At 59.2% G+C, this 23,641-nt stretch carries 17 protein-coding genes; 12 read left to right on the top strand and 5 right to left on the bottom strand.

Translation table 11 applies throughout. The features are described 5' to 3' along the window. Positions 1–280 (top strand): transposase (locus BM062_RS25950; RefSeq protein WP_254785100.1); only part of this gene is annotated, 280 nt, incomplete at its 5' end. A 104-nt stretch (positions 281–384) separates the two neighbouring features. Here the strand turns inward: BM062_RS25950 and BM062_RS15930 are convergent. After that, entirely contained in the window at positions 385–918 is a 534-nt protein-coding gene (locus tag BM062_RS15930) for a DUF4124 domain-containing protein (protein WP_254785099.1), read from the bottom strand. A gap of 180 nt (positions 919–1,098) precedes the next feature. Between BM062_RS15930 and guaB the strand changes: the two genes are divergently transcribed. The 3 genes from guaB to BM062_RS15915 all read left to right on the top strand — a co-directional run bounded on the left by guaB (position 1,099) and on the right by BM062_RS15915 (position 5,789). Continuing rightward, on the top strand, positions 1,099–2,559 hold the full coding sequence (guaB, locus tag BM062_RS15925) for an IMP dehydrogenase (RefSeq protein ID WP_092398563.1): 1,461 nt from the start codon (positions 1,099–1,101) through the stop codon (positions 2,557–2,559). Positions 2,560–2,676: 117 nt separating this feature from the next. Then, positions 2,677–4,257, top strand: a complete 1,581-nt coding sequence (gene guaA, locus BM062_RS15920) for a glutamine-hydrolyzing GMP synthase (protein ID WP_092398561.1) — start codon at positions 2,677–2,679, stop codon at positions 4,255–4,257. Between the two features lie 245 nt (positions 4,258–4,502). Next, positions 4,503–5,789, top strand: a complete 1,287-nt coding sequence (locus tag BM062_RS15915; RefSeq protein ID WP_092398559.1) for an MFS transporter — start codon at positions 4,503–4,505, stop codon at positions 5,787–5,789. A 40-nt stretch (positions 5,790–5,829) separates the two neighbouring features. On the opposite strand, the gene BM062_RS15910 is transcribed toward BM062_RS15915, so the two are convergent. Beyond that, positions 5,830–6,939: a helix-turn-helix domain-containing protein gene (locus BM062_RS15910; protein ID WP_092398557.1), complete on the bottom strand. Its 1,110-nt coding sequence runs from the start codon at positions 6,937–6,939 to the stop codon at positions 5,830–5,832. 391 nt (positions 6,940–7,330) lie between these two features. Here BM062_RS15910 and BM062_RS15905 point away from each other — a divergent pair, with 391 nt between their 5' ends. Together BM062_RS15905 and BM062_RS15900 are read left to right on the top strand one after the other, a co-directional pair. After that, positions 7,331–12,628, top strand: a complete 5,298-nt coding sequence (locus tag BM062_RS15905; protein WP_175501029.1) for a two-partner secretion domain-containing protein — start codon at positions 7,331–7,333, stop codon at positions 12,626–12,628. Next, positions 12,621–14,336, top strand: a complete 1,716-nt coding sequence (locus BM062_RS15900) for a ShlB/FhaC/HecB family hemolysin secretion/activation protein (protein WP_092398553.1) — start codon at positions 12,621–12,623, stop codon at positions 14,334–14,336. Before BM062_RS15905 ends, BM062_RS15900 begins: the two co-directional genes overlap by 8 nt. A 211-nt stretch (positions 14,337–14,547) precedes the next feature. On the opposite strand, the gene BM062_RS25150 is transcribed toward BM062_RS15900, so the two are convergent. Continuing rightward, positions 14,548–14,889: a hypothetical protein gene (locus tag BM062_RS25150; protein ID WP_139220070.1), complete on the bottom strand. Its 342-nt coding sequence runs from the start codon at positions 14,887–14,889 to the stop codon at positions 14,548–14,550. On the opposite strand from BM062_RS25150, the gene BM062_RS25945 reads away from it, so the two are divergent. From BM062_RS25945 to BM062_RS15885, 4 genes are all read left to right on the top strand, one after another. Further along, positions 14,866–17,061 carry a beta strand repeat-containing protein gene (locus BM062_RS25945; RefSeq protein WP_092398551.1) on the top strand — a complete coding sequence of 732 codons (2,196 nt, stop codon included), beginning with the start codon at positions 14,866–14,868 and terminating at the stop codon, positions 17,059–17,061. The two genes, BM062_RS25150 and BM062_RS25945, sit on opposite strands and share 24 nt — an antisense overlap. A gap of 74 nt (positions 17,062–17,135) precedes the next feature. Next, entirely contained in the window at positions 17,136–17,528 is a 393-nt protein-coding gene (locus BM062_RS25625) for a hypothetical protein (protein ID WP_175501022.1), read from the top strand. A 330-nt stretch (positions 17,529–17,858) separates the two neighbouring features. Beyond that, positions 17,859–18,197, top strand: coding sequence for a hypothetical protein (locus BM062_RS15890; protein ID WP_254785098.1), 339 nt, complete (start codon positions 17,859–17,861; stop codon positions 18,195–18,197). A gap of 190 nt (positions 18,198–18,387) precedes the next feature. Beyond that, positions 18,388–19,602: a DUF4382 domain-containing protein gene (locus tag BM062_RS15885; protein ID WP_092398549.1), complete on the top strand. Its 1,215-nt coding sequence runs from the start codon at positions 18,388–18,390 to the stop codon at positions 19,600–19,602. 92 nt (positions 19,603–19,694) lie between these two features. Here BM062_RS15885 and BM062_RS15880 read toward each other — a convergent pair whose 3' ends face one another. Next, complete coding sequence (locus BM062_RS15880; RefSeq protein ID WP_092398547.1) at positions 19,695–20,588, bottom strand: LysR family transcriptional regulator; 894 nt, start codon at positions 20,586–20,588, stop codon at positions 19,695–19,697. 86 nt (positions 20,589–20,674) lie between these two features. Here BM062_RS15880 and BM062_RS15875 point away from each other — a divergent pair, with 86 nt between their 5' ends. Next, the gene (locus BM062_RS15875; RefSeq protein WP_092398545.1) at positions 20,675–21,451 is read left to right on the top strand and encodes an NAD(P)H-dependent oxidoreductase; all 777 of its coding nucleotides are present in this window, start codon (positions 20,675–20,677) and stop codon (positions 21,449–21,451) included. A 6-nt stretch (positions 21,452–21,457) separates the two neighbouring features. On the opposite strand, the gene BM062_RS15870 is transcribed toward BM062_RS15875, so the two are convergent. Further along, positions 21,458–22,183, bottom strand: a complete 726-nt coding sequence (locus tag BM062_RS15870; protein ID WP_092398543.1) for a DUF4386 domain-containing protein — start codon at positions 22,181–22,183, stop codon at positions 21,458–21,460. Between the two features lie 367 nt (positions 22,184–22,550). Between BM062_RS15870 and BM062_RS15865 the strand changes: the two genes are divergently transcribed. Beyond that, positions 22,551–23,594 (top strand): phospholipase A, encoded by a 1,044-nt coding sequence (locus tag BM062_RS15865; protein ID WP_092398541.1) that lies wholly within the window; start codon positions 22,551–22,553, stop codon positions 23,592–23,594. Positions 23,595–23,641: the final 47 nt, after the last annotated feature.

Raw genomic sequence — 23,641 nt, 5'->3', positions numbered from 1 at the left:
CGAATGGGGCAAGCGTATTTACGCGCGACGCAAGGAAACGGTGGAACGCAGCTTCGCCGACGCCAAGCAATTGCATGGTCATCGCTACGCAAAGATGCGTGGCTTGCGCAAGCTTGCCGAGCAATGTCTGCTGGGGGCTGCTTGCCAGAATATGAAGAAGATCGCGCTGCTGCTGGCGCGGCTTTTAGCTTCTTTAAACGTCCATTTCGACCGCACATACGCCTTGATGCGCCATTTCCTCTTGCATGACGCTTTCTTCTGCCGATCGCCTGTTTTTTAAGCCCACGCCTTAATTCGACCCACAAAAAATAAAACCCACCAAAAAATGGTGGGTTCGTCAGCAACCTGAAGCCCGCTGAATCGCGGGCTTTTGCAGTTTTCTGCTTATTGGCATTCGCTCAAGGTTTCTCGATTCTGTGCGTTTTGCTGTGCCCGCTGCTGATCGTTCATGTATGAACGCTGGCCGCTACTGTCGGTTTGGGCGATGCGCGCGCCAGAGTCCAGGGTGCGCTGGTTGGCGCGGGCTCGGGCGCAGTTTTCTGCCTTGTTGGAGGCTAGCTTGGCTTCCTGCTCGGCTTTCTTGTTCTTTTCGGCCTGTTCGGTCTTGCGTTTCCGGAATGCGGCGTTTTGTTCAGCAATGGTCGGCTGCGCTTTTGCGTCCGGCTTGCTGTCGGCGCTGGCATCAGCATCGGCGGCAGCGGCAGTTCCGGTTTCTTCTGTAGTGCCGCGCGGCAGGCTCTGGCCCGGTGTTTTCAGGATGCGCTTGTTCGGCACCGAGGGCGGCGGCGGCAAGTCTGAATACTGCTTCACGCCTTTTTCGTCCAGCCACACGAATTGCGCCAGGGCGGAAGTCGCGAGGCTGAGCAGGACCAGCGCTGCGGTGGCGGAAAAGGCGTGTTTCAGGCGGATTGCATTCATTGCTGTTCCTTGAGGCGATAGAAGTAGATTGAGCGCAGATTTCGCCATGTTTCACTAGCCGTGTCAATTGATCGGTAGTGCTTTGTGGAAATATTTCCCCGGTTGTGGCTAAAATTGCGCAACGTTAGGCGACTTGTCCGGTTTTCTGTATAATTCGCTTTTGCGCCTATAGGAAAAACTATGCGTCTACTTCAGAAAGCACTCACGTTCGATGACGTGCTGTTAGTCCCCGCTTATTCGGACGTCCTCCCCAAAGACACCACCCTCAAAACACGCCTGACCCGCAATATCGATATCAACATTCCGTTGCTGTCGGCTGCGATGGACACCGTGACCGAAGCGCGCCTGGCGATCGCCATGGCGCAAGAGGGCGGCATCGGCATCATCCACAAGAACCTGACTGCGCAGGAGCAGGCGCGCGAAGTATCCAAGGTCAAGCGTTTCGAATCCGGCGTGGTGCGCGACCCGATCACGATTCCGCCGAACATGCGCATCCGTGAAGTGATCGCCTTGTCGGAACAGCATGGCATCAGCGGTTTCCCGGTAGTCGACGGCAATCGCCTGGTCGGCATCATCACCAACCGCGACCTGCGTTTTGAAGAAGAGCTGGATGCGGAAGTTAGCGCCAAGATGACGCCGCGCGAGAAGCTGGTCTACGTCAAGGACGGCGCCGACCTGTCGGAAGCCAAGCGCCTGATGAACAAGCACCGCCTGGAACGCGTGATGGTGGTCAACGACGCTTTCGAGCTGCGCGGCCTGATCACGGTCAAGGATATCCAGAAATCGACATCGCACCCGCTGGCTTCCAAGGATGGCCAGGGCAAGCTGCGGGTTGGCGCCGCGGTCGGCGTCGGCGCCGATAACGAAGAACGCATCGAGCTGCTGGTAAAGGCTGGCGTTGACGTCATCGTGGTCGATACCGCGCACGGCCACTCCAAGGGCGTGCTGGACCGCGTCAAATGGGTCAAGCAGAATTTCCCGCAGGTGGAAGTCATCGGCGGCAATATCGCTACCGCAGCCGCTGCCAAGGCGCTGGCTGACCATGGCGCCGACGGCGTCAAGGTCGGCATCGGTCCTGGCTCGATCTGCACCACGCGTATCGTGGCTGGCGTCGGCGTGCCGCAGATTTCCGCTATCGCCAATGTGGCGCAGGCGCTCAAGGGCACAGGCATTCCATGCATCGCCGACGGCGGCATCCGTTTTTCGGGCGACATCGCCAAGGCGCTGGCCGCCGGCGCATCGACCGTGATGATGGGCAGCATGTTTGCCGGTACCGAAGAAGCGCCGGGCGAAGTGATCCTGTTCCAGGGCCGCAGCTACAAGTCGTATCGCGGCATGGGCAGCCTGGGCGCGATGTCGGATGGTTCGGCCGACCGCTACTTCCAGGATTCGGCCAACAAGGCTGACAAGTTCGTGCCGGAAGGCATTGAAGGCCGGGTGCCGTACAAGGGCAGCGTCCTGACCATCCTGTACCAGCTGATCGGCGGCGTGCGTTCTTCCATGGGTTATTGCGGTTGCGCGACTATCGACGAACTGCGCGAAAAAGCCGAGTTCGTGGAAATCACCTCAGCCGGCATGCGCGAGTCGCATGTCCATGACGTCCAGATTACCAAGGAAGCGCCTAACTATCGCACCGACTGATAGTTGGATCTGCACCTTGATCTAGTCCAGGAACGCGCCACCTGCGGGGATACCGCCGGTGGCGCGTGCAGTTTAAAGATTCTCATTTTTTGCTAAATCAGCTACCAGGCATCCACCATGCACTCAAAAATCCTCATCCTCGATTTCGGCTCCCAGGTTACCCAACTGATCGCGCGCCGCGTGCGCGACGCAGGCGTGTTTTCCGAAGTGTTTCCCTACGATGTGTCCGATGAATTCGTTCGCAGCTACGGTGCTTCCGGCATCATCCTGTCGGGCGGTCCGAACAGCGTCACTGACGGCGACACCCCGCGTGCGCCGCAAGCGGTGTTCGAATTGGGTGTGCCGGTATTCGGCATCTGCTACGGCATGCAAACCATGGCTGAGCAGCTGGGCGGCAAGGTCGAGATGGGCAAGGTGCGCGAATTCGGCTACGCCGAAGTGCGGGCCCGCGGCCACAGCGCGCTGCTGGAAGGCATCAGCGATTTCGTGACGCCGGAATCGCATTCCATGCTGAAAGTCTGGATGAGCCATGGCGACAAGGTCGACCACATGCCGCCTGGTTTCAAACTGATGGCGTCGACGCCGAACTGCCCGATCGCCGGCATGGCTGACGACGAGCGCCGCTTCTATGCGGTGCAGTTCCACCCGGAAGTCACCCACACGGTCAAGGGCGAAGCGATCCTGAGCCGCTTCGTGATCGATATCTGCGGCTGCAAGCCGGACTGGAACATGCCGGACTACATCGCCGAAGCGGTCGAATCGATCCGCAAGCAAGTTGGTAGCGACGAGGTGATCCTGGGCTTGTCCGGCGGCGTCGACAGCAGTGTCGCCGCCGCCCTGATCCACCGCGCCATCGGCGACCAGCTGACCTGCGTCTTCGTCGACCACGGCCTGCTGCGCCTGGACGAAGGCAAGATGGTGATGGAGATGTTCGCCCAGAACCTCGGCGTCAAGGTGATCCATGTCGACGCCACCGCGCAGTTCATGGGCCACCTGGCCGGCGTTACCGATCCGGAAGCCAAGCGCAAGATCATCGGCCGCGAATTCGTCGAAGTATTCCAGGTTGAATCGGCCAAGCTGAAGAATGCAAAATGGCTGGCGCAAGGCACGATCTACCCGGACGTCATCGAAAGCGCCGGCAAGGGCAAGAACGCCGCGCACACGATCAAGAGCCACCACAATGTCGGCGGCCTGCCGGAAACCCTGAACCTGCAGTTGCTGGAACCGCTGCGCGAACTGTTCAAGGATGAAGTACGCAAGCTGGGCGTCGCGCTTGGCTTGCCGCATGCGATGGTGTATCGCCATCCATTCCCGGGCCCGGGCCTGGGCGTGCGCATCCTGGGCGAAGTCAAGAAAGAATTCGCCGACCTGTTGCGCCGCGCCGACGCCATCTTCATCGAAGAGCTGCGCAACACGACGGACGACCAGGACGAAACCTGGTACGACAAGACCAGCCAGGCGTTTGCGGTTTTCCTGCCGGTCAAGTCGGTCGGCGTGATGGGCGATGGCCGTACTTATGAATACGTGGTGGCCTTGCGTGCGGTGCAGACCCAGGATTTCATGACTGCGCATTGGGCGCACCTGCCACATGAGTTGCTGGGGCGGGTGTCGAATCGCATCATCAATGAAGTGCGCGGCATCAATCGCGTGGTTTATGATATTTCAGGCAAGCCGCCGGCGACTATCGAGTGGGAGTGATCTGATGTCTGGCACTCGCTAGTATTCAAAGGCAGAAAATGCTCCAAAGCCCGCATAAATGCGGGCTTTTTTGCTTTATGGCTCCGCATTGATTGGCAAGCCGATGATAATCGCAGGGGACGCGAGGAAATTGGCTACAACGCGCTGACGCAAAATGACGCACTTTGGGACTGAAACCAGATAAGCTGAGCAGGAAATGTAAACATTGTGTTTTTAGCACTTTTCCATCAGGGATACATACAAAAATGACGACCGCTTCTCCGTCCATCCCGATACAAACCGCGCCCACTGCGGCGCAGACAAAGCGCATCATCGTGGCCGCCGCCATCGGCAACGGTTTGATAATGTATGACTTTACGGTGTACAGCTTTTCCGCTGTGATCATCGGCAAACTTTATTTTCCGTCGAGTAACCCTCTCTCATCTCTGTTGATGGCGCTCGCCACATTTGGCGCCGGATTCCTCATGCGTCCGCTGGGAGCGATCGTCATCGGCAACCTGGCCGACCACAAGGGGCGCAAGGCGGGGCTGCTTTTCTCCATCGTGCTGATGACGCTGGGCACCGGGATCATCGCGTTCACACCGTCTTACGCATCGATCGGCGTGACGGCCACGGTGTTAATTGTATTGGCAAGGCTCCTGCAGGGGCTGGCGGCGGGAGGGGAGATCGGCGCTGCCTCGGCCATGTTGATGGAGTTGGCGGACAAAAATCAACGATGCTATATGGTCAGCTGGCGCGCCGGCAGCCAGGGGGCATCGGCGCTTGCCGGAGCGCTGGTCGGGGCTGTCACCACAGCACTGCTTACCCGTGAAGCGATGCAAGACTGGGGCTGGCGCATCCCCTTCATACTGGGAATGCTGGTCGGGCCGGTCGGGTGGTATGTCCGTCGTCACATGAGCGAGGCCGGGATGGGAGCACAGCATCGGCCCACCGTGACGAGTGTGTTCGCGCAACGCTCCCGTACGCTGTGGTTCGGGATATTGTTGATGGCGGCACCCACGGCCAGCATTTACATCATGGTGTTCTATATGCCGACCTACCTGATCACGACCCTGCATCTGTCGTCCACCATCAGCCTGCTCACGGCTTGCCTGGCTGGTGCTGTGATTTTCGTCGGCAATCCGATACTGGCTCGCGTCGCCGACCGGCAACGCCGCCGCAAGCCGATCCAATACCTGACACTGATCGCTTGCATCGTGTTGACTTACCCCGCTTTCCTTGTATTGACGCATGGCGCGGGAGTACTGCTCTCATTATTCATTATCGGAGGCTACGCCGCCGTGGCATTAACCAATGGCGGTGCAAGCGCGGTGATGATGCTGGAAGCTTTTCCACGTCATCATCGGGCAACCGGGATGTCGATGATTTATAGTTTTGGTGTAACGATATTCGGCGGCTTTTCGCCATTTATCGTGACCTGGCTGATGGGTGTCACTGGAAATCCAATGGCTCCCGCATGGTATCTGCTTGCCGCACTATGTATCAGCCTGTTCGCCTTGATCTGGTTTCCCGAGACGGTTGAAGATCGCTGACAGCGCGGGTTTTGCACCATCTCCCGTCATTCAGGCAGGTTTATTTGCTTCTGGTGCGTCGTAATTCAAACGCTTGTGCGCGCAAATCTTGCGGCGCCATGTCGTAGGCCCGGCGAAAAGCGCGGGTAAAATCCGAAGCGCTTTTGAAGCCCAGGCCGTAAGCAATATCCATCACCGCCAGATCCGGATAGCGGACCAGTTCATCCGCCGCCGCGCGCAGTCGACGGTTGCGAATGTAGGCACCAAGACCACCCTCATGCGCGAACAGACGATACAAGGTGCCGCGCGGCAGTTGCAGCGTATTCAGCAAGCTTTCTGGAGAGAGTTCTGCTTGATGCAGGTTCGCCTGGATATAGCGTCGTACCTGACCGGATATGGCAGCGCGTGCGGCAGCGCGCGCATTGCCGGTCAGGCCTGCCTGTTTGCCAAAAGCCGCGGCCAGCAGGTGGATGCTGGCGTGCAAGGCACTGTCCGCTTCGCTCGCGCTGATCACCCCCAGATTCTGATTCAGCGACGCAATATGTTCGACGAGTAGCCGGGTCAGCGGAGTGATGTCGTGAATGACACGGCCATGTATGGCTTCTGCGTCAGGGACGTTCATTTCCACCAGTGAGCGCGGAACAGAGAGCGTCAGCACCCGGCAGGCATGGCGTTGCATCCGCACCGGCTGATTCATGTCCAGTGCAATCATGCGTGCCACGGATGGCGAACTGCGGCGTTGCGCGTAGGTCCCTGCGTCGGATTCGACGCCACCTTCCATAAACACCTGAAAAACATAGTCACGGATGCTGTCCGTGGAGATGCGTGCCACCGAACGCTCCAGTAACAACGCATCAGAGCGGCAGTCGGTAAAAGCCAGTTTACCGACCGAATAGCGGTCAATTGAAGCGTGGAACGGTTTCTCAATCTGATGCAGCGAGGGCAGCACATCGATGATGTGGCCGACCCGGTCACGCCAGGCCAGCAACTGCCGTTGCTGCGGTTCGCGCTCTACGGTGAAGTGACTATGAACGATGGCAGGCGCATGGACAGTGCGGTAATTCGCCAGGACCGGGGGCGTGCCGGTTGACGCTGGGTAGGCAGCGTAATGACGGGTAGTTTCGGAGAGCGGCGGCACTTGCAGGGCACTAGTGATGTTTTCGTTATTCATTGCGTCGCCATAGTGTTGCCTTTTGAGCTGCAGAGCTGATTGTGCAGTGCTCTCATGCAATGCTGGAAAGTTTAGCACCGACATATCACGGCAGAAAACAGAAATATTTTGTAAAACTGTGACGCACGGTCAAGCCGGCAAAAAAAGGCTGCTTATACTCGCTTATAACAATAAAAACAATGCTCTATGGCAACAAAAAACAAGGGGAAATCATGCATCCATACCGTCGCGCGTTCCTGGGAACGCTAGTTGATCGCGTCAGTTCGCCACCAAATAGCTGACCACAGCTTTTTACTCCCGCTCTCCGTAATCCAGATTTTTCCCGATGCAGGGAAGGGGCTGTTTTGCGCAGCGGGTTCTACAAAATACCCACAAAAGAAGGACTGACCGCATGAAACGCCACGGATCGATGAATCACATATACCGCCTGGTCTGGAGCCAGGTATTGAACGGCTGGGTCGCAGTGGCGGAAACGGCACGCGGCAGGGGCAAGGGATCGCGCCGCAAGCTGATCGCGGCTGCCCTGGCGCTGAGCGCATCGCTGGCGCAGGCAGCGCCGGTCGGCGGACAATTGGTGTCAGGTGCGGGCAGCATTTCCCAGTCCGGCGCTACCACCACCGTCACGCAATCGAGCCAGAACCTGTCGCTGACCTGGAAAGGTTTCAATATTGCGCCGCAGGAGACGGTGAATTTCGTGCAGCCATCGGCCAGCGCGATTGCGGTCAACCGCATCTTCGACACCCAGGGCACGCAAGTCCTCGGCCACCTCAACGCCAACGGCCAGGTGTATCTGATCAATCCGAACGGCGTCCTGTTCGGGCAAGGCGCGCAAGTCAATGTCGGCGGGCTGGTTGCATCGACCCTGGACCTGAACGAAGCCAGCCTGAGCGGCAACCAGCGCCTATTCAGCGGCAATGGCACGGGCAGCGTGGTCAATCAAGGTACGATCAACGCGGCGGCCGGCGGCTACGTGGCGTTGCTGGGCAATCATGTCAGCAACCAGGGTGTGATCGTGGCGCAGCTGGGCAGCGTAGCGCTCGGCGCGGGCAGTGCGGCCACCTTGACCTTCAGCGGCAATAGCCTGGTGAACATGCGGGTCAATCAAAGCGTGCTGGACAGCCTTGCCGAAAACGGCGGCTTGATCCGGGCCGACGGCGGACTGGTCGTCATGAGCGCGGGCGCCAAGGACGCGCTGCTGGCCAGCGTAGTGAACAACACTGGCGTGATCGAAGCCAAAGGTGTCAGCGCTGAGGGCGGCGTGATCCGTCTTGAAGGCGATTACGTCACACAGGGCGGCACGCTCGACGCTTCCGGCAAGCAAGGCGGCAATATCGCCATCAATGCCCGTGCCATTCTTGATGCCGGCACGGCGAATGCCAGCGGCACTGCGGGCAATGGCGGGGCCATCAACTACCATGCCTCCGACGCCATCGTCGCCACCTCGGCGGCGCATTTGCAAGCCAACGGCACGGCGACAGGCGGCAGCGTTCATCTGCAAGGCGACAACAGCTTGTTCAGTTCCGCCAAGATCGAAGCGACAGGCCAGCAAGGTGGCACCATTGACGCGCTGGGCAACCGCGTCACGCTGGCGGCGGCGACGCTGGATGCATCAGGCACGACAAAAGGCGGCCTGATCCGCGTCGGCGGCGATTTCCACGGGACCAACCCGAACCTGGTCAATGCGCAAACTACCACTCTCAACGGCGCCACTGCCCTCAAGGCCGATGGCGGCAATGGGCAAGTCGTGGTCTGGTCGGAGCAGCAGACCGATTACTACGGCAGCATCAGCGCCAATCAAGCCGGCCGCATTGAAGTGTCGAGCAAGGGCAGCTTGAACTACGCCGGTCAGGCCGATGCGGGTGTCGGCGGCACGCTATTGCTCGATCCGGCCAACATCATCATTTCGGCAAGCGCCGGCCCCGCTGCCTTCGCGTTGCTTGATCCGCATGCGGCGGCTGGGAACGCGTTTGGCAGCCAGTCCACTTTGCTGGGCACGACCGTGAATGGTGTATTTCAGGGAAATGGCAAGGTTGTTATCACCAGCTACGGGGATAGCTTGGGCGGCAGCAATGCCGGAGCGGTCTATTTGTTCGATACCAACACGGGCGCGCTCATTTCTGCCCTGACGGGTAGTCACGCTAACGACTCTGTGGGCAGTTACGGCATCATCGCACTTGCCAACGGCAACTACGTAGTGAACAGCCGCAACTGGAACGGCAACATGGGGGCGGCGACCTTCGGCAGCAGCACCAGCGGCGTTTCCGGCGCGGTATCGGCCGGCAACAGCCTGGTCGGCTCAACGGCAGGCGACCGCGTTGGCAACCGCGGCATCATCACGCTTGCCAACGGCAACTACGTGGTGGGCAGCCGCAACTGGCATGGCAACATGGGGGCGGTGACCTTCGGCAGCGGCAGCAGCGGCGTTTCCGGCGCGATATCGGCCAGCAACAGCCTGGTCGGCTCGACGGCGGGCGACTATGTGGGCAGTGGCGGCATCACCTTGCTTAGCAATGGCAATTATGTGGTGGACAGCAGCAACTGGAACGGCAACAGGGGCGCGGTGACCTTCGGCAGCGGCACCAGCGGCGTTGTCGGCGCGGTATCGGCCGGCAACAGCCTGGTCGGCTCGACGGCCGGCGCCTCCATCGGCAACGACGGCATCACCGCGCTTGCCAACGGCAACTATGTGGTGAGCAGCAGCGGCTGGAACGGCGGCATGGGGGCGGCGACCTTCGGCAGCGGCACCAGCGGCGTTGTCGGCGCGGTATCGGCTAGCAACAGCCTGGTCGGATCGACGGCGTACGACTCCGTCGGCAGCGACGGCATCACCGCGCTTGCCAACGGCAACTACGTGGTGAGCAGCAGCAACTGGAACGGCGGCATGGGGGCGGTGACCTTCGGCAGCGGCACCAGCGGCGTTGTCGGCGCCGTATCGGCCAGCAACAGCCTGGTCGGCTCGACGGCGTACGACTACGTCGGCGGCGACGGCATCACCGCGCTTACGAATGGCAACTATGTGGTGCGCAGCAGCAACTGGAACGGCGGGATGGGCGCGGCGACCTTCGGCAGCGGCAGCAGTGGCGTTTCCGGCGCGGTATCAGCCAGCAACAGCTTGGTCGGCTCGACGGCCGGCGACTCCGTTGGCGGCGACGGCATCACCGCGCTTGCCAACGGTAACTATGTGGTGCGCAGCAGCAACTGGAACGGCGGCATGGGTGCGGCGACCTTCGGCAGCGGCAACAGCGGCGTTTCCGGCGCGGTATCGGCCAGCAACAGCCTGGTCGGCTCGACGGTCAACGACTCCGTTGGCATCGACGGCATCACCGTGCTTGCCAACGGTAACTATGTGGTGCGCAGCAGCAACTGGAACGGCGGCATGGGTGCGGCGACCTTCGGCAGCGGCAACAGCGGCGTTTCCGGCGCGGTATCGGCCAGCAACAGCCTGGTCGGCTCGACGGTCAACGACTCCGTTGGCATCGACGGCATCACCGTGCTTGCCAACGGTAACTATGTGGTGCGCAGCAGCTACTGGAACGGCCAGAGGGGCGCGGCGACCTTCGGCAGCGGCACCAGCGGCGTTTCCGGTGCGGTATCGGCCGGCAACAGTCTGGTCGGCTCGACGGCGTACGACCGCGTTGGCCGCGGCGGCATCACCTTGCTTAGCAATGGCAATTATGTGGTGAGCAGCAGCTACTGGAACGGCGCCATAGGCGCGGCGACCTTCGGCAACGGCACCAGCGGCGTTGCCGGCGCGGTAGCGGCCGGCAACAGCCTGGTCGGCTCGACGGCGGGCGACTACGTTGGCAGCGGCGGTATCACCGCGCTTGCCAACGGCAACTACGTGGTGAGCAGCGCCAACTGGAACGGCAACAAGGGCGCGGCGAGCTTCGGCAGCGGCACTAGCGGCGTTGTCGGCGTGGTATCGGCCGGCAACAGCCTGGTCGGCTCGACGGCCAGCGATTACGTTGGCAGCGGCCGCGTCACCGCGCTTGCCAACGGCAACTACGTGGTGAGCAGCGCCAACTGGAACGGCAACAAGGGCGCGGCGAGCTTCGGCAGCGGCACTAGCGGCGTTGTCGGCGTGGTATCGGCCGGCAACAGCCTGGTCGGCTCGACGGCCAGCGATTACGTTGGCAGCGGCCGCGTCACCGCGCTTGCCAACGGCAACTACGTGGTGAGCAGCAGCAACTGGAACGGCGGCATGGGCGCGGCGACCTTCGGCAGCGGCACCAGTGGCGTTTCCGGCGCGGTATCAGCCAGCAACAGCCTGGTCGGCTCGACGGCAGGCGACTATGTGGGCAATACCGGTATCTACGCGTTTGCCAACGGCAACTACGTAGTGGCCAGCGGCAACTGGAGCGGTAACAAGGGCGCGGCGACCTACGGCAATGGCACTAGCGGCGTTTCCGGCGTGGTATCGGCCAGCAACAGCTTGGTCGGCACCACAGCCAACGACTACGTTGGCAGCGGCGGCGAAGGCGGCGGCAATATCATGGCGCTTGCCAACGGCAACTATCTGGTGGCGAGTTCGCATTACGCGGCAGGTGCCGGACAGGTACTGATCGGCACGCCCGGTGACCTGGGGTTCGCCACCGGTACGGGTTCGAGCATGAGTTTCAACCCGTCAGCCCTGAGTGCCACACTCGCGGCGGGCACGGCCGTGACGCTGCAAGCGAGCAACGACATCACCGTGAACGCGGCGATCAATGTGGCAGGTGCAGGCGGCGGTGCGTTTACCCTGGAAGCCGGGCGCAACATCAACCTGAATTCCAGCATCACTACGGCTAACAGCAATTTCACCGCCGTGGCCGGCGCTCCCGGTGCGATTTCTGCTGACCGCCTGGCAGGTACGCCGAGCATCACTTTGGGTGTAGGGGCCAGCATCAATGCCGGTACGGGTAATGTCGAACTGGCCGCCATCGGCGGTAATTTTGTCAATAATTCGGGCTCGGCCAGCCCCATTACGGCAAACAAGACGCGGATATATTCGACGAATGTGGCCGGGGATACATTTGGCGGCATGGATACGAGCAGTCACTTTTTTAACGTCAACTATGCAGGCGGCAGTACTCCCGGCGTCACGCTTCCAGCTTCCGGTCAAACCTTTTTGTTCGCATTCGTGCCTACCGTGATTGTGACGGCCAACGCGTCGAGCAAAGCATATGGAAGCGCAGACCCGACGTTGAGCTACACCGCAACAGGTTTACTGCTTGGCGATGCAATCAATTCATTTACAGGAACCCTGGTACGTGCATCAGGGGAGACTGCTGGATCCTATGCCATTGGCCAGGGAAGTTTGGCAAATCCACTCGGCTACGCGATAGGCTATGCGGGTAATAAATTTACTATTGCGGGGGCACCGATGCCGACGCCAATACCAACGCCAGGTACGAGCAGCACAGGAAACAGTCCTGTTTTGCCATCGGCACCGGTGCTGAACGCCATGGCGCAACTGGAGTCAGGCGTCCTCTCGTATCAGACGGGTGCGGCTTCTGACGCATTTAATCCATCAACAACCATTGTGGTGACACAGCTCTCCAGCAGCGCTACAGGCACGGCATCCACGCCTGTCATGGACAACGGCGCAGTGGCGAATGCCATGACGACGATCGGCGGTACGGGGCCGGCATTGCACATCGTGAATGGCGGCATGAAGCTGCCGAACAATATCGTCAACGTGAATGAATAAGATATCTGAAATGAATCATAAACAACCCTCGCAATACACTGTGACTCCACTGCTGGCGGCATTGCTGGTGGTTTTTTCGCCATTGGCCGCGCAGGCGGCGGCCCCTGTCATTCCTGGCGCAGGTGATATTCTGAAGCAGAATCAACCGGTCATGCCGCCGGCGCCTTCATCCACCGGGACCGGGCTGACCATCGAAGCGCAAGGCGGCGCCAAGCTGCCGTCGAGCGCGCCGTTCCTGGTGCAGACCATCCGGATCGCCGGCAATACCCAGTTCGATACCTCGACCCTGCACGCCTTGGTGGCGGACGTGGAAGGCAAGACCTTGACTCTGGGTGAGCTAGGTAAAGTGGTCGCGCGCATCACCGATTTTTACCACAGCCACGGCTATCCGCTGGCACGGGCGATCATCCCGGCACAGGGCATCCAAGATGGCGTGGTGGACATCGAAGTCATCGAAGCACGCTACGGCAAGATCAGGCTCGACAATAGCAGCCGGGTGAACGATCCCTTGTTAGCGGCGACGCTGTCGCCGTTGCAAGGCGGGCAGGTCATCAGCCAGGCGGACATGGACCGCGCGCTATTGCTGTTGTCCGATATTCCTGGTGTCGCGGTCAATGCGACATTGACGCCGGGCGAGAGCGTCGGGACCTCGGATCTGCTGGTGAACGCCCGGCCGGTACCGGCAGTCATGGGCAATGTGGCGCTGGACAACAACGGCAATCGGTATACCGGCAGGGCGCGCCTCGGCGGCACGGTGAATGTGATCGATCCGCTGCATCACGGCGATATCCTGAGCGTGAGCGGCCTCAGTTCGGGCAGCGGGATGAACTACGGACGACTCGCCTACGACACGCTGGTGAGCGGCCAAGGCACCCGCATCGGTGGCTCGTATTCGGCGCTGCACTACCGTTTGGGCGGACCGCTGTCGTCGCTCGATGCGCATGGCACGGCGCAGGTGGAAAGCCTGTGGGCCAAACAACCGCTGGTGCGCAGCCGGGATGTCAACCTCTACGGCCAGATTCAGTATGACCAGTTGCAACTGCGCGACCATGTCGACGCCAGCGCGATTGACACCGACCGGCACCTGGGTAACTGGACGCTGAGCGTTGCCGGGGATGCGCGCGACGGGCTGCTGTCTGGCGCCGTCAGCACCTGGAGCGTGGGCTTGACGGCGGGGCGGGTCGGCTTCGATAACGCGCAAGCGCAGTTGGCCGATGCGGCAAGCGCGAGCACCCAGGGCCGATTCACGAAATGGAACCTGAACCTGGCCCGTCTGCAAAGCCTGAGTCCGAGGGATGGGGTGTATCTGTCCTTCTCCGGACAATGGGCGAACGCGAATCTGGATGCGTCGCAAAAGATGACAGTGGGCGGGCCCTATTCGGTGCGAGCCTACGACGTGGGTGCGATGTCGGGCGATATCGGATATCTGGGGACGCTCGAATTGCGGCATGACCTTGGCGCGGCCTCGGGTGGGCAGTGGCAGGCGGTGGCTTTTGCGGACAGTGCGCATGTGACGGTCAACAAGAACACTTGGGCGGCGGGGCCGAACAGCGCAACCCTGAGCGGGGCGGGTGTGGGACTAAACTGGGCCGGGCCGAACCAGTGGAGCGCCAAAGCCTACCTTGCTGCGCGTATCGGCTCGGTTCCAGTGCTGGTGGGAAGTACCGCTTCGGTCCGCGCATGGGTCGAACTCAGCCGGGCATTCTAAGCGGGATTGCGATCTCATCAAGGTGTTGCATTATTCTCGTCGTACTTCTTAGATTTCTCGATACTTTGCAGTGGAGAGGCAAGTTCGGCAGCCAGCATCAATATCTAAAAGGGCCCGCAGCAATGTGGGCTTTTTTCTTTGTTGTGTCCAGTATGAGTGTCATGCATTTTCTACAGAAATCCGCTCCGCAGAAATATTTTTAACCGCCTATTTATTTCGGGGGCGCGCCGATTGACGCTGGGTAGGCGGCGAAATGACGGGCAGTTTCAGAGAGCGGTGGCACTTGAAGGGCACTATTGATTTTTTCGTTATCCATTGCGTCGCCATAGTTTTGCCTTTTGAGCTGCAGAGCTGATTGTGCAGTGCTCTCATGCAATGCTGGAAAGTTTAGCACCGACATATACGGCAGAAAACAGAAATATTTTGCAAAACTGTGACGCACGGTCAAGCCGGTGAAAAAAGGCCACTTAGACTCCCTTGTAACTATAAAAATAATGCCAGTTGGAAACAAAAAACAAGGGAGTTTCAAATGCAGATACCGAACGTTTTTCATCTTCTCCGATACCTGAAATATCTGGTCCTGGTTGGCTTGTTAGCCTTGGCCGGGTGCGGTGGAGGCGGCGGCGACGCAGGAAGTGCTTCCACAGCACAGTCCAAGACCCTCCAGTCCATCGAGGTCACCCCGACAAATCCGAGCCTTGCGGCAGGAACCACGGTCCAGCTCGTCGCCACTGGAGTTTACAGTGACAGCAGTCATGCGGATGTCAGCGCCCAAGTTGCCTGGACTTCCTCGAACACCCAGGTTGCCACTGTCGGCGGAACGACCGGCACCGTGAGTGCTACGTCCCAGGGTACGGCAACCATCAGTGCCAGTCTGGGCGGCAAGACCGGCTCGGCGGGGATTACCGTGACGCCGGCCACCGTCTCCAGCCTGACCATCTCTCCCGCGTCCGCAACCATCGCTGCCGGCACCACGCAGCAACTGGTCGCCACGGGCGTGTTCACAAACACAACCAAGCAGGACATCAGTGCGGATCTGGCCTGGAGCTCTTCCAATGCATTGGTCGCAACGGTCGACGGCAAAGGTCTTGCGACTGCGCTCACTGCTGGTGACACGGTCATCACCGCAAGCTGCCGAACAGCCAGCCTGTGCGGAACCATTACTGCCACGGCAGCAGTGAAGGTCAATGCCGCGACACTTGTGTCCATCTCCGTCAATCCAACCGCACCCAATGCGCCGCTTGGAACAACGCAAGCGTTTACGGCCATCGGGACTTACTCCGACAACAGCACGCAGGTGCTGACCACCCAAGTGACATGGTCGTCGAGCGCTGCGACTGTGGCGACGATCAGCAACGCATCGGGTTCCAATGGGCTGGCCACCACGGTTGCGGCGGGTACGAGCAACATCACGGCGACGATGGGGGCGATCACTTCGGCGGCTGTGCCGTTGAATGTAACTGCCGCCACGTTGAGTTCGATTGCCGTCACACCGGGAACAGCCAGCGTCGCCTTAGGCTTGACGCAATCGTTTGTCGCCACGGGTACCTACTCGGACAACACGACGCAGGTGCTGACCACCCAAGTCACATGGGCGTCTAGCCTTCCTTTCGTCGCAACGATCAGCAATGCCGCAACTTCGAACGGTGTAGCGACGACCATTGCTACCGGAAGCAGCAATATCACAGCGGCGTTCGGCGGCATCACCTCGGCGGCCGTAGCGTTCACCGTGACGCCGGTAACCTTGGTGTCGATTGCGGTGACGCCTATCGGTTCGACAGTTGTTGCAGGCCTGGCGCAGCAATTCACTGCCACTGGTACGTACTCGGACGGTTCTACTCCGGATCTCACCGCAACGGCAATTTGGGCTTCCGACAACACGGCGGTCGCCACTGTGTCCAGCACCGGTCTCGCCAGTGGGGTTTCCATCGGTGCAGCCAATATTTCAGCCACGGTAGGCGGTATCAGCGGCTCGGTCGCATTCACGGTGGAGCCGTTGAGCTTCACCACGCCAGGCGTTTATACCTGGATTGTCCCCTCGGGAATTCATACGATCCAAGTCGTTGTCACCGGCGGCGGCGGTGGCGGCAGCAACGGTGGCGGAGGAGGCAATGGCGGTGTCGTGACGACGGCGTTGACGGTTGTTCCGGGAACGAGCTATACCCTGTCCGTTGGCGGCGGTGGCGGCGGCGGCATCAACGGCGGCGGTGGCGGCGGTTCGAGCAATTTCGACGCTGGGTCCATCAATCAGATCGTCGCTGGCGGCGGTGGCGGCGGGACGGGAGTCGCCCCCTTCTTCCGACAGTTTGGCGGAAATGGCGGCGGTTCTGGTAATGGCGCAGGAACCGCGGGTGGCCCTCCGGCTGGTGGTGGAGGGGGTAACGGTGGTACGGGCGGCAGCGCGGTTAACGGCGGGGTAGCCGGCGGATCAGGCAATGGCGGCGCCGGAGGAGCCAGCGGCGGCAACGGCAGCAACGGCGGCAGCGGTACCGGTAACGGCGGCGGTGGAGCTGGCGGCGGGGGTGGTAACGGTGGAGGCGGCGGGGGTGGCTACGGCGGTGGCGGCGGCGGCGGCACCGTTCCCGGGGGGCAGGGCGGCGGCGGCGGCGGAGGCAGTATCGGCCCCAGTGGCGCAAGCTATGCCGTTTCCAGCAATGGAGCCGCCAGCGTTGGCAATGTTGCGGGGGGCAACGGTTCCGTGACGATCAATTTGTCTCCGCCATAATCCTTGCGGTACAGAGGACGGCGCCATCGTTGTTAGACGATGGCGCTTTTTTTTTGGGGGGGGGGACGCCAAGTATGGGCACCCTCTGCATGAAGGTGGCCCTTGCGCGCTGGCGTACGGATCAAGGGCGAGATCGCCACTGGTGCCGGTACTTTGAGCCATACGCAAGGCTCAATGTCTATCGATCATCAGGCGGCACTGATGTAGCACGCTTCATCGGCCCTGCGGCGACCACCAATATCGCCAGCAACGCTGGCAGCAAATCCAGTGAGCTTGCTGCGGGCTTTTTTGCTTTATGGCTCGGTATTGATTCCAGCGGGGCGATCGTCATTAATGTTTTTTTAGCAATTCCCCTTTTTTGCTTGTCCTGGCGGGCAAAAACCATTGCCAGGGCCGCCTTGTGCGCGGCCTTGCGGGGCCACTACGGCATCGGGGTAGTCTGGTCCATAGACAGCACAACCTTGTAAGGTTAATACGATAAAAGCGGATAGTGCAAAAAGCTTCTTCATATTTCTTTTCCTTTTACTTGAATGATGGACCTTTAATTAAATCGCGCTCATTTTGGCATATTGACTAACGCGGTTGTTGGCATTTGTAAACGGCTTGTAGCTATTCACAATGGTTTACAAGTCGGCGTCTGTAATACCGGGTTTTATCGCCATCAGGCTAGGAAATATGAGTAGTGCTTGATATCGGAAGAGTATCGTTATGAAACAATTCGATACATCTAATGCGCATAAGACGTCAACTTTTCATCGAATTGGAGTACTAATGGAGTTGTAGTGTCAATAATGTGCATGCTTGATATTTCTCGCTTATTCGAAGCCATGCATAAGGCAATTCAATTCTATAAAAGAGGAAAGAACATGTTTAAAAATGCATGCATAATCGGCGCCGCCATACTTCCGACCAGTGCTAGCGTCACCACTTTTGCTCGTGGCGGGGGCGGCACACATTTCGGTGGCGCCTCGTCACAGCACATCAGTAGTGAGGGGATGAAAAACACTAATGGAGCTAATGCGGCGGATCGTGACAAGGGCCTGCAACGTTCAGCGGACCGCGCGAATCAAAAGGGTTTGGCCCACAAAAAAACGAATAAAGGAAAGGCGCATACGCTTGTCAAAGCGCCGCAATAAAAATTTGCGTGGCACTGAAAGATTGATTAGACGAGGAGCCATGCAGTGCATCCAGCTCTGTAAATAATGTCCTTTTTGCCTCGGTAACTCAGTGGCTCTGTTTGTGGTTATATAAGAATTGTTGCTACTGAAGCTACATTCTGAGCGGCGCTCAATACGCCGTATATCCATAATTACAAGGAGACATAAAATGAAAAATTCTTTACGTACGCTATGCTCATTCGGCGCGGTGTCGACAGTTGTATTGCTCGCGTCCTGCGGCGGCGGCGGCGATGGAGCCCCGGCGGCTGGGACCGGGACGTTGGGCGTGGCGATGACCGATGCGCCGTCCTGTGGATTTGATGCGGTCAATGTCACCGTTAACAAAGTGCGCGTGCATCAAAGCGCAACTGCCAACGAAAACGATGCTGGCTGGGCCGATATCACGTTGACCCCTGCACGCAAAATCAACCTTCTTAATCTGACCAATGGCGCTCTGGAAGATTTGGGTCAAACACCTTTGACGGCGGGCCACTACACGCAGCTGCGCCTGGTGCTTGATCCAAACACCGGAGCTGGCCTCGCCAACTCGGTGATTCCATCTGGCACAAGCACGGAAATTTCACTCGATACGCCAAGTGCGGTGCAAAGCGGCATCAAGCTGATTAATCAATTTGACGTCGCATCTGGGCAACGCACTGACCTGGTACTCGACTTCGATGCCTGCAAATCCGTCGTGACCAAGGGTAACGGAAAATACGCATTGAAACCGGTGATCACCGTGATTCCCACGGTTGTGAATGGCATCGACGGTTTCATCAACCCTGCCTTGCTGAATAATCACGTCATGGTGTCTGCGCAGCAGAACGGTGTCGTAGTGCGTTCCACGGTGCCCAATGCCACGACGGGAGAATTTTTCCTCGCACGTCTTGTGCCGGGCAACTATGACGTCGTGCTTACTGCGGACAACCGTGCAACCGCGGTCATTGCCGCGGTGCCGGTTGCCAGCACCACCAGCACGGTCGTAGTCAGCAGCAATAGCACGCCTATCGATTTGCAAGCAGCCGCCACGCCTCCAGGCGCTATTAGCGGCACGGTAGTGTTAAATCCGGTTAGCGCAACGGAAATTGCCTATGTAGCGGCAAAGCAAAGCTTCTCGGCCGGCCCTACGGTGACAATCAAATATCAGGGCGTTGATGTGGCAAGTGGCGCATATGCATTGTCAAACCTGCCCACCGTGGCGCCGCAGCTTGGCCAATATAGTGCGGCGTTGCCGATCATGTTTGCAACGCAGCCAAACACCACTCCAGGCACCGGCAAGTATGTAGTTGAAGCCTCGGCGAATGGTTATGTAACTCAATCAAATCTATCGGTAAACGTCACGACGGGTAACCAGCCTGCTATCAACTTCACGCTGACGCCTTAATCGTTCCTGCCGGAACCCAGCGCACACTTTTGAAAAGTGTGCGCTGTTTGTCGAGATTGCATATTGTCACTTCGGCGAGGTGATGTGCCGGATCACACCGAATTCGCGATGTACTCGCGCAGCCATTGATGCGCGGGGTCGCGATGGCAGCGTTCATGCCAAAGCATGGCCATCTCGTAGCCTGGCACCTCGACAGGCGGCTCGACAACCTGCAGCTCGCTGGCGTCGCGGACCAGGCGCGCGGGCAGCATCGCCACCATGTCAGTGCTCGCCAGCACGGACCCGACAAACAGGAAATGCGGAACGGAAAGCACTACGCGGCGCGCCAGGCCGGCCTCCGCCAGCGCTTCATCGGTGACGCCATGGAATCCCCCGCCATCCGGCGATACGATCACGTGATCGAGCTTGCAGAATTGAGAAAGCGTTGGACGCTTTTTCAAACGCGGATGACCTACGCGCCCCGCCAGGACATATCGCTCGGTAAAGAGCGCCCGGCGCCGCAAGCCCGGCGGAGCGCCTTCGCTGGTATGAAAAGCAAGATCGATCTCGCCCTGTTCCGCTTGCCTGGCTATGCGGGGCGGAACAAGTTCAAGCACCGCCAGCCGGGTGCCAGGCGCCGCCGAGCGCAAGCCGCCCAGGGCGGGCAGTACGATCGTCGATTCGCCATAGTCGGTGGCGGCGACGCGCCAGGTATGACTGGCCTTGGCCGGATCAAAATGGCTGGCAGGCGACACCGCGTGCGCAAGTGCGTCCAGTGCCTGTCGCAATGGTTCGCGCAACTCGTCGGCTCTCGCGGTGGGCCGCATTCCCCTTGGCCCAGGCAGCAGCAGCGGGTCTCCGAAGATATCCCGCAGTTTAGCGAGATGAACGCTTATCGATGGCTGGGAAAAATTCAGGCGTTGCGCCGCACGGGTCACGTTGTGTTCCGAAAGCAGGACATCCAGCGTTACCAGCAGGTTCAGGTCGAGTCGTCTGAGATTATTCATAGTAATACCTGGAATATTGAGAATTCATTTTCAATATACCTGAGCGGAGCCTAAGCTGCTTGCTCCTCATCATTGAAAGCGCAACCATGAATGTTCTTCTCGTCTACGCCCATCCCGAACCAAAGTCCTTGAACGGCTCGCTGAAAAACTTCTCGGTGAAACACCTTGAGGATGCCGGGCATGTCGTCCAGGTTTCAGACCTGTATGCCATGAAATGGAAAGCATCGCTCGACGCCGACGACAGCACGGATCGGCACGCAAATGCACGCTTCGATCCGTCGCTTGACTCCAGGCGTGCGTTCGAACATGGCTTGCAGAGCAAGGATATCGCGCTCGAACAAGACAAGCTGCGCTGGGCCGATGCTGTCATCTTGCAGTTCCCTCTGTGGTGGTTCTCGATGCCGGCGATCCTCAAGGGTTGGGTAGAGCGTGTCTATGCCTACGGCTTTGCATACGGTATTGGAGAACACTCCGATGCACGCTGGGGCGACCGCTATGGAGAAGGCACGCTGGCGGGGAAACGTGCCATGCTGATCGTTACTACGGGTGGCTGGGAATCGCATTACAGCGCACGGGGCATCAATGGCCCAATAGACGATGTTTTGTTCCCCATCCACCATGGGGTGCTGTATTACCCTGGTTTTGACGTCTTGCCGCCGTTCGTGGTCTATCGCACAGGGCGGACTGACGACGCACGATTTGCGAAGATCCGCGATGCGCTCGGCCAGCGTCTTGACGATCTCTGGAAGACTGCACCGATACCATTCCGCCCGCAAAATTCCGGCGCGTACAACATCCCTGAGCTCACGTTGCGGCCGGATGTCGCGCCGGATCTGACGGGGTTTGCCGCGCATACTGCATAAGCTGGCTTAGCCTGCGCTTATTCGCTCGTTCCACTTGGCGATATTTACTCCCTTTGCAAGAAGCCATAGGCACAATGACGATTCGCCGACCAATGGCAGAACCAGGATGGCGGGCGTTATCAGTTCTGCAAACGCCGGGGTGAAAAGTGCGGAAAGACAGGCAGTCAGGTAAGCCAGACCGGCAAGTTGCATCAATATGCCTACTGCCTTGGGTAAGTAACCCGACCTGAAAATCAGGTAGCCATCGACAAGGCACCCGCAGCCAAAAAATATCAGGGCGATGTTAAAGGCAATGCCATGCGAGGCAAGGGCAAGGTCCGCGAGGACTTGCAGCTGCCTCGGTTCAAAGGCTTTCAGGTAGCCGGCATTCCCCAATATGGGTTCGACCAAAAGGAGAAACAGCTTGCTGACGGCCTCGACCGCGAGAGACACCAGGTTGAAAAATACGGAAAGAAGGACCAAACGCTTGCTTACCGGCCTGAGCAGCAGATAAAACACCCACGTCAGCGCAACGGCGCATAAGGGTACGATCAGGTTGCCGGCGACGCCGAGGCGCCACAGCAGCGGCGAGGCCAAGATGTTATGCGCCGTTGCCGCGGCGTCGCCCGGCATGACCAGCCGGTTCATGACGAATCCCTCGGCGAGTCCGCCCAGCACTATGATTGCCAGGTACAGCACGCCGCCCATGCGCGCGTACATTTGCGGGGCAGCTTCGATGGTTCTATTTGTCATGACAGTTTCGCTCGCTGCAGTGAGGGCCCGATAGAGCCCGGTGAAAATCTGCCTTATCCGCAGTTCAAAAAAACGTCGAAGCCCGCATGAAAGCGGGCTTTTGCGGGATCGTTAGCCAATGCGGTCGATTCTAAGCGTTTTTGCAGCGAATACAGAGCGGAAATAATCTGGCGTCCGGCATTTGCTAATATGCGAAGATGAGAAACGCTCAAAAGCCCACATGAATGCGGGCTTTTTTGTTTTTTGCTACGACCGGAAAACGTGTTCTCGAGCGAGCGCGACAATTTAGCAATAGCGCACATGCTTTGATTCCCCATGCCCGCCACGGTTGGCGGGGCGGGGCAGTTTCGTATTTTTAAAATCCATCATGAAAAAAAACATCAAGACAATCGTTTTTTCCTTGAGCTGCATGTCGCCGGCGCTGCTGCATGCGGCTGAGCTGGAGCAGCAACTGGCGCGCTGCTCCGTATTGGGCGACGCCAGCGCGCGCCTGGACTGCTTCGATGCCCTGGCCAAGGCCGCCGCCGATGCGCCGGTTCCCGCTGCAGCCGTTGTTCCCCTAGCTGCACCTGCATCGCCGCCGGCCCTGGCCGCGGCCCAGAACGCAAGCGAGCCGAGCGAGTCGCCGATTTCGCGTACGGTGCAGAGCTGGGAACTTGATCCCAGTTCCAAACGCGGCGTGTTTGCCCTCAAATCCTATCTGAATAATTATGTATTGCTGGCCAATTACAGCACCTCCGCCAACAACGCGCCATTCGCCAGCGATGCCAACGGACTCAAGCCGCAGCATACAGAGTTGACTTACCAGCTCAGTTTCAAGATGAAGATGGCGGAAAACGTCGCCGGCAGCCCGGTCGACCTGTGGCTGGCCTACACCCAGCAAAGTTTTTGGCAGGCATACAACCGGGCCGACTCCAGTCCGTTTCGCGAAACGAATTACCAGCCTGAACTGATTGCGACGCTGCCATTGAGCATGAAGATCGGCGACTTCAACTTCCGCTATCTCAATTTCGGGCTGGTGCACCAGTCCAACGGCCAATCCTCTACCTTGTCTCGCAGCTGGAACCGTTTCTATACTGAACTGGGCGCCGAATACGGCAACCTGGCACTGTCGGCAAGGATCTGGAAACGCCTCGACAATGCAAAAGCCAACAACGACAACATCGATATCGTTGACTACATGGGCCACGGCGACGTGCGCGCCAGTTACCGCCAGAACGGTTATGAGTATTCGATGACTGCACGCCGCAATTTCCAGACCGGGCACGGCGCGCTCGAGGCCGGCTGGGCGTTTCCGGTCACGACCAATTTAAAGGGATACCTGCATCTGTTTTCCGGTTACGGCGAAAGCCTGATCGACTACAACTATTCGCAAAAATCCATCGGTGCGGGCTTTCTGATCGACTTCTGATGCGGCCGGTCCCACTTCCCTGGTGTGAAAAAGGCGTAAACTGATAT

It is taken from the genome of Collimonas sp. OK412, from assembly GCF_900112135.1.
Taxonomy (GTDB): Bacteria; Pseudomonadota; Gammaproteobacteria; order Burkholderiales; family Burkholderiaceae_D; genus Collimonas; species Collimonas rhizosphaerae.
This window is presented reverse-complemented; position numbering and strand designations above follow the sequence as displayed.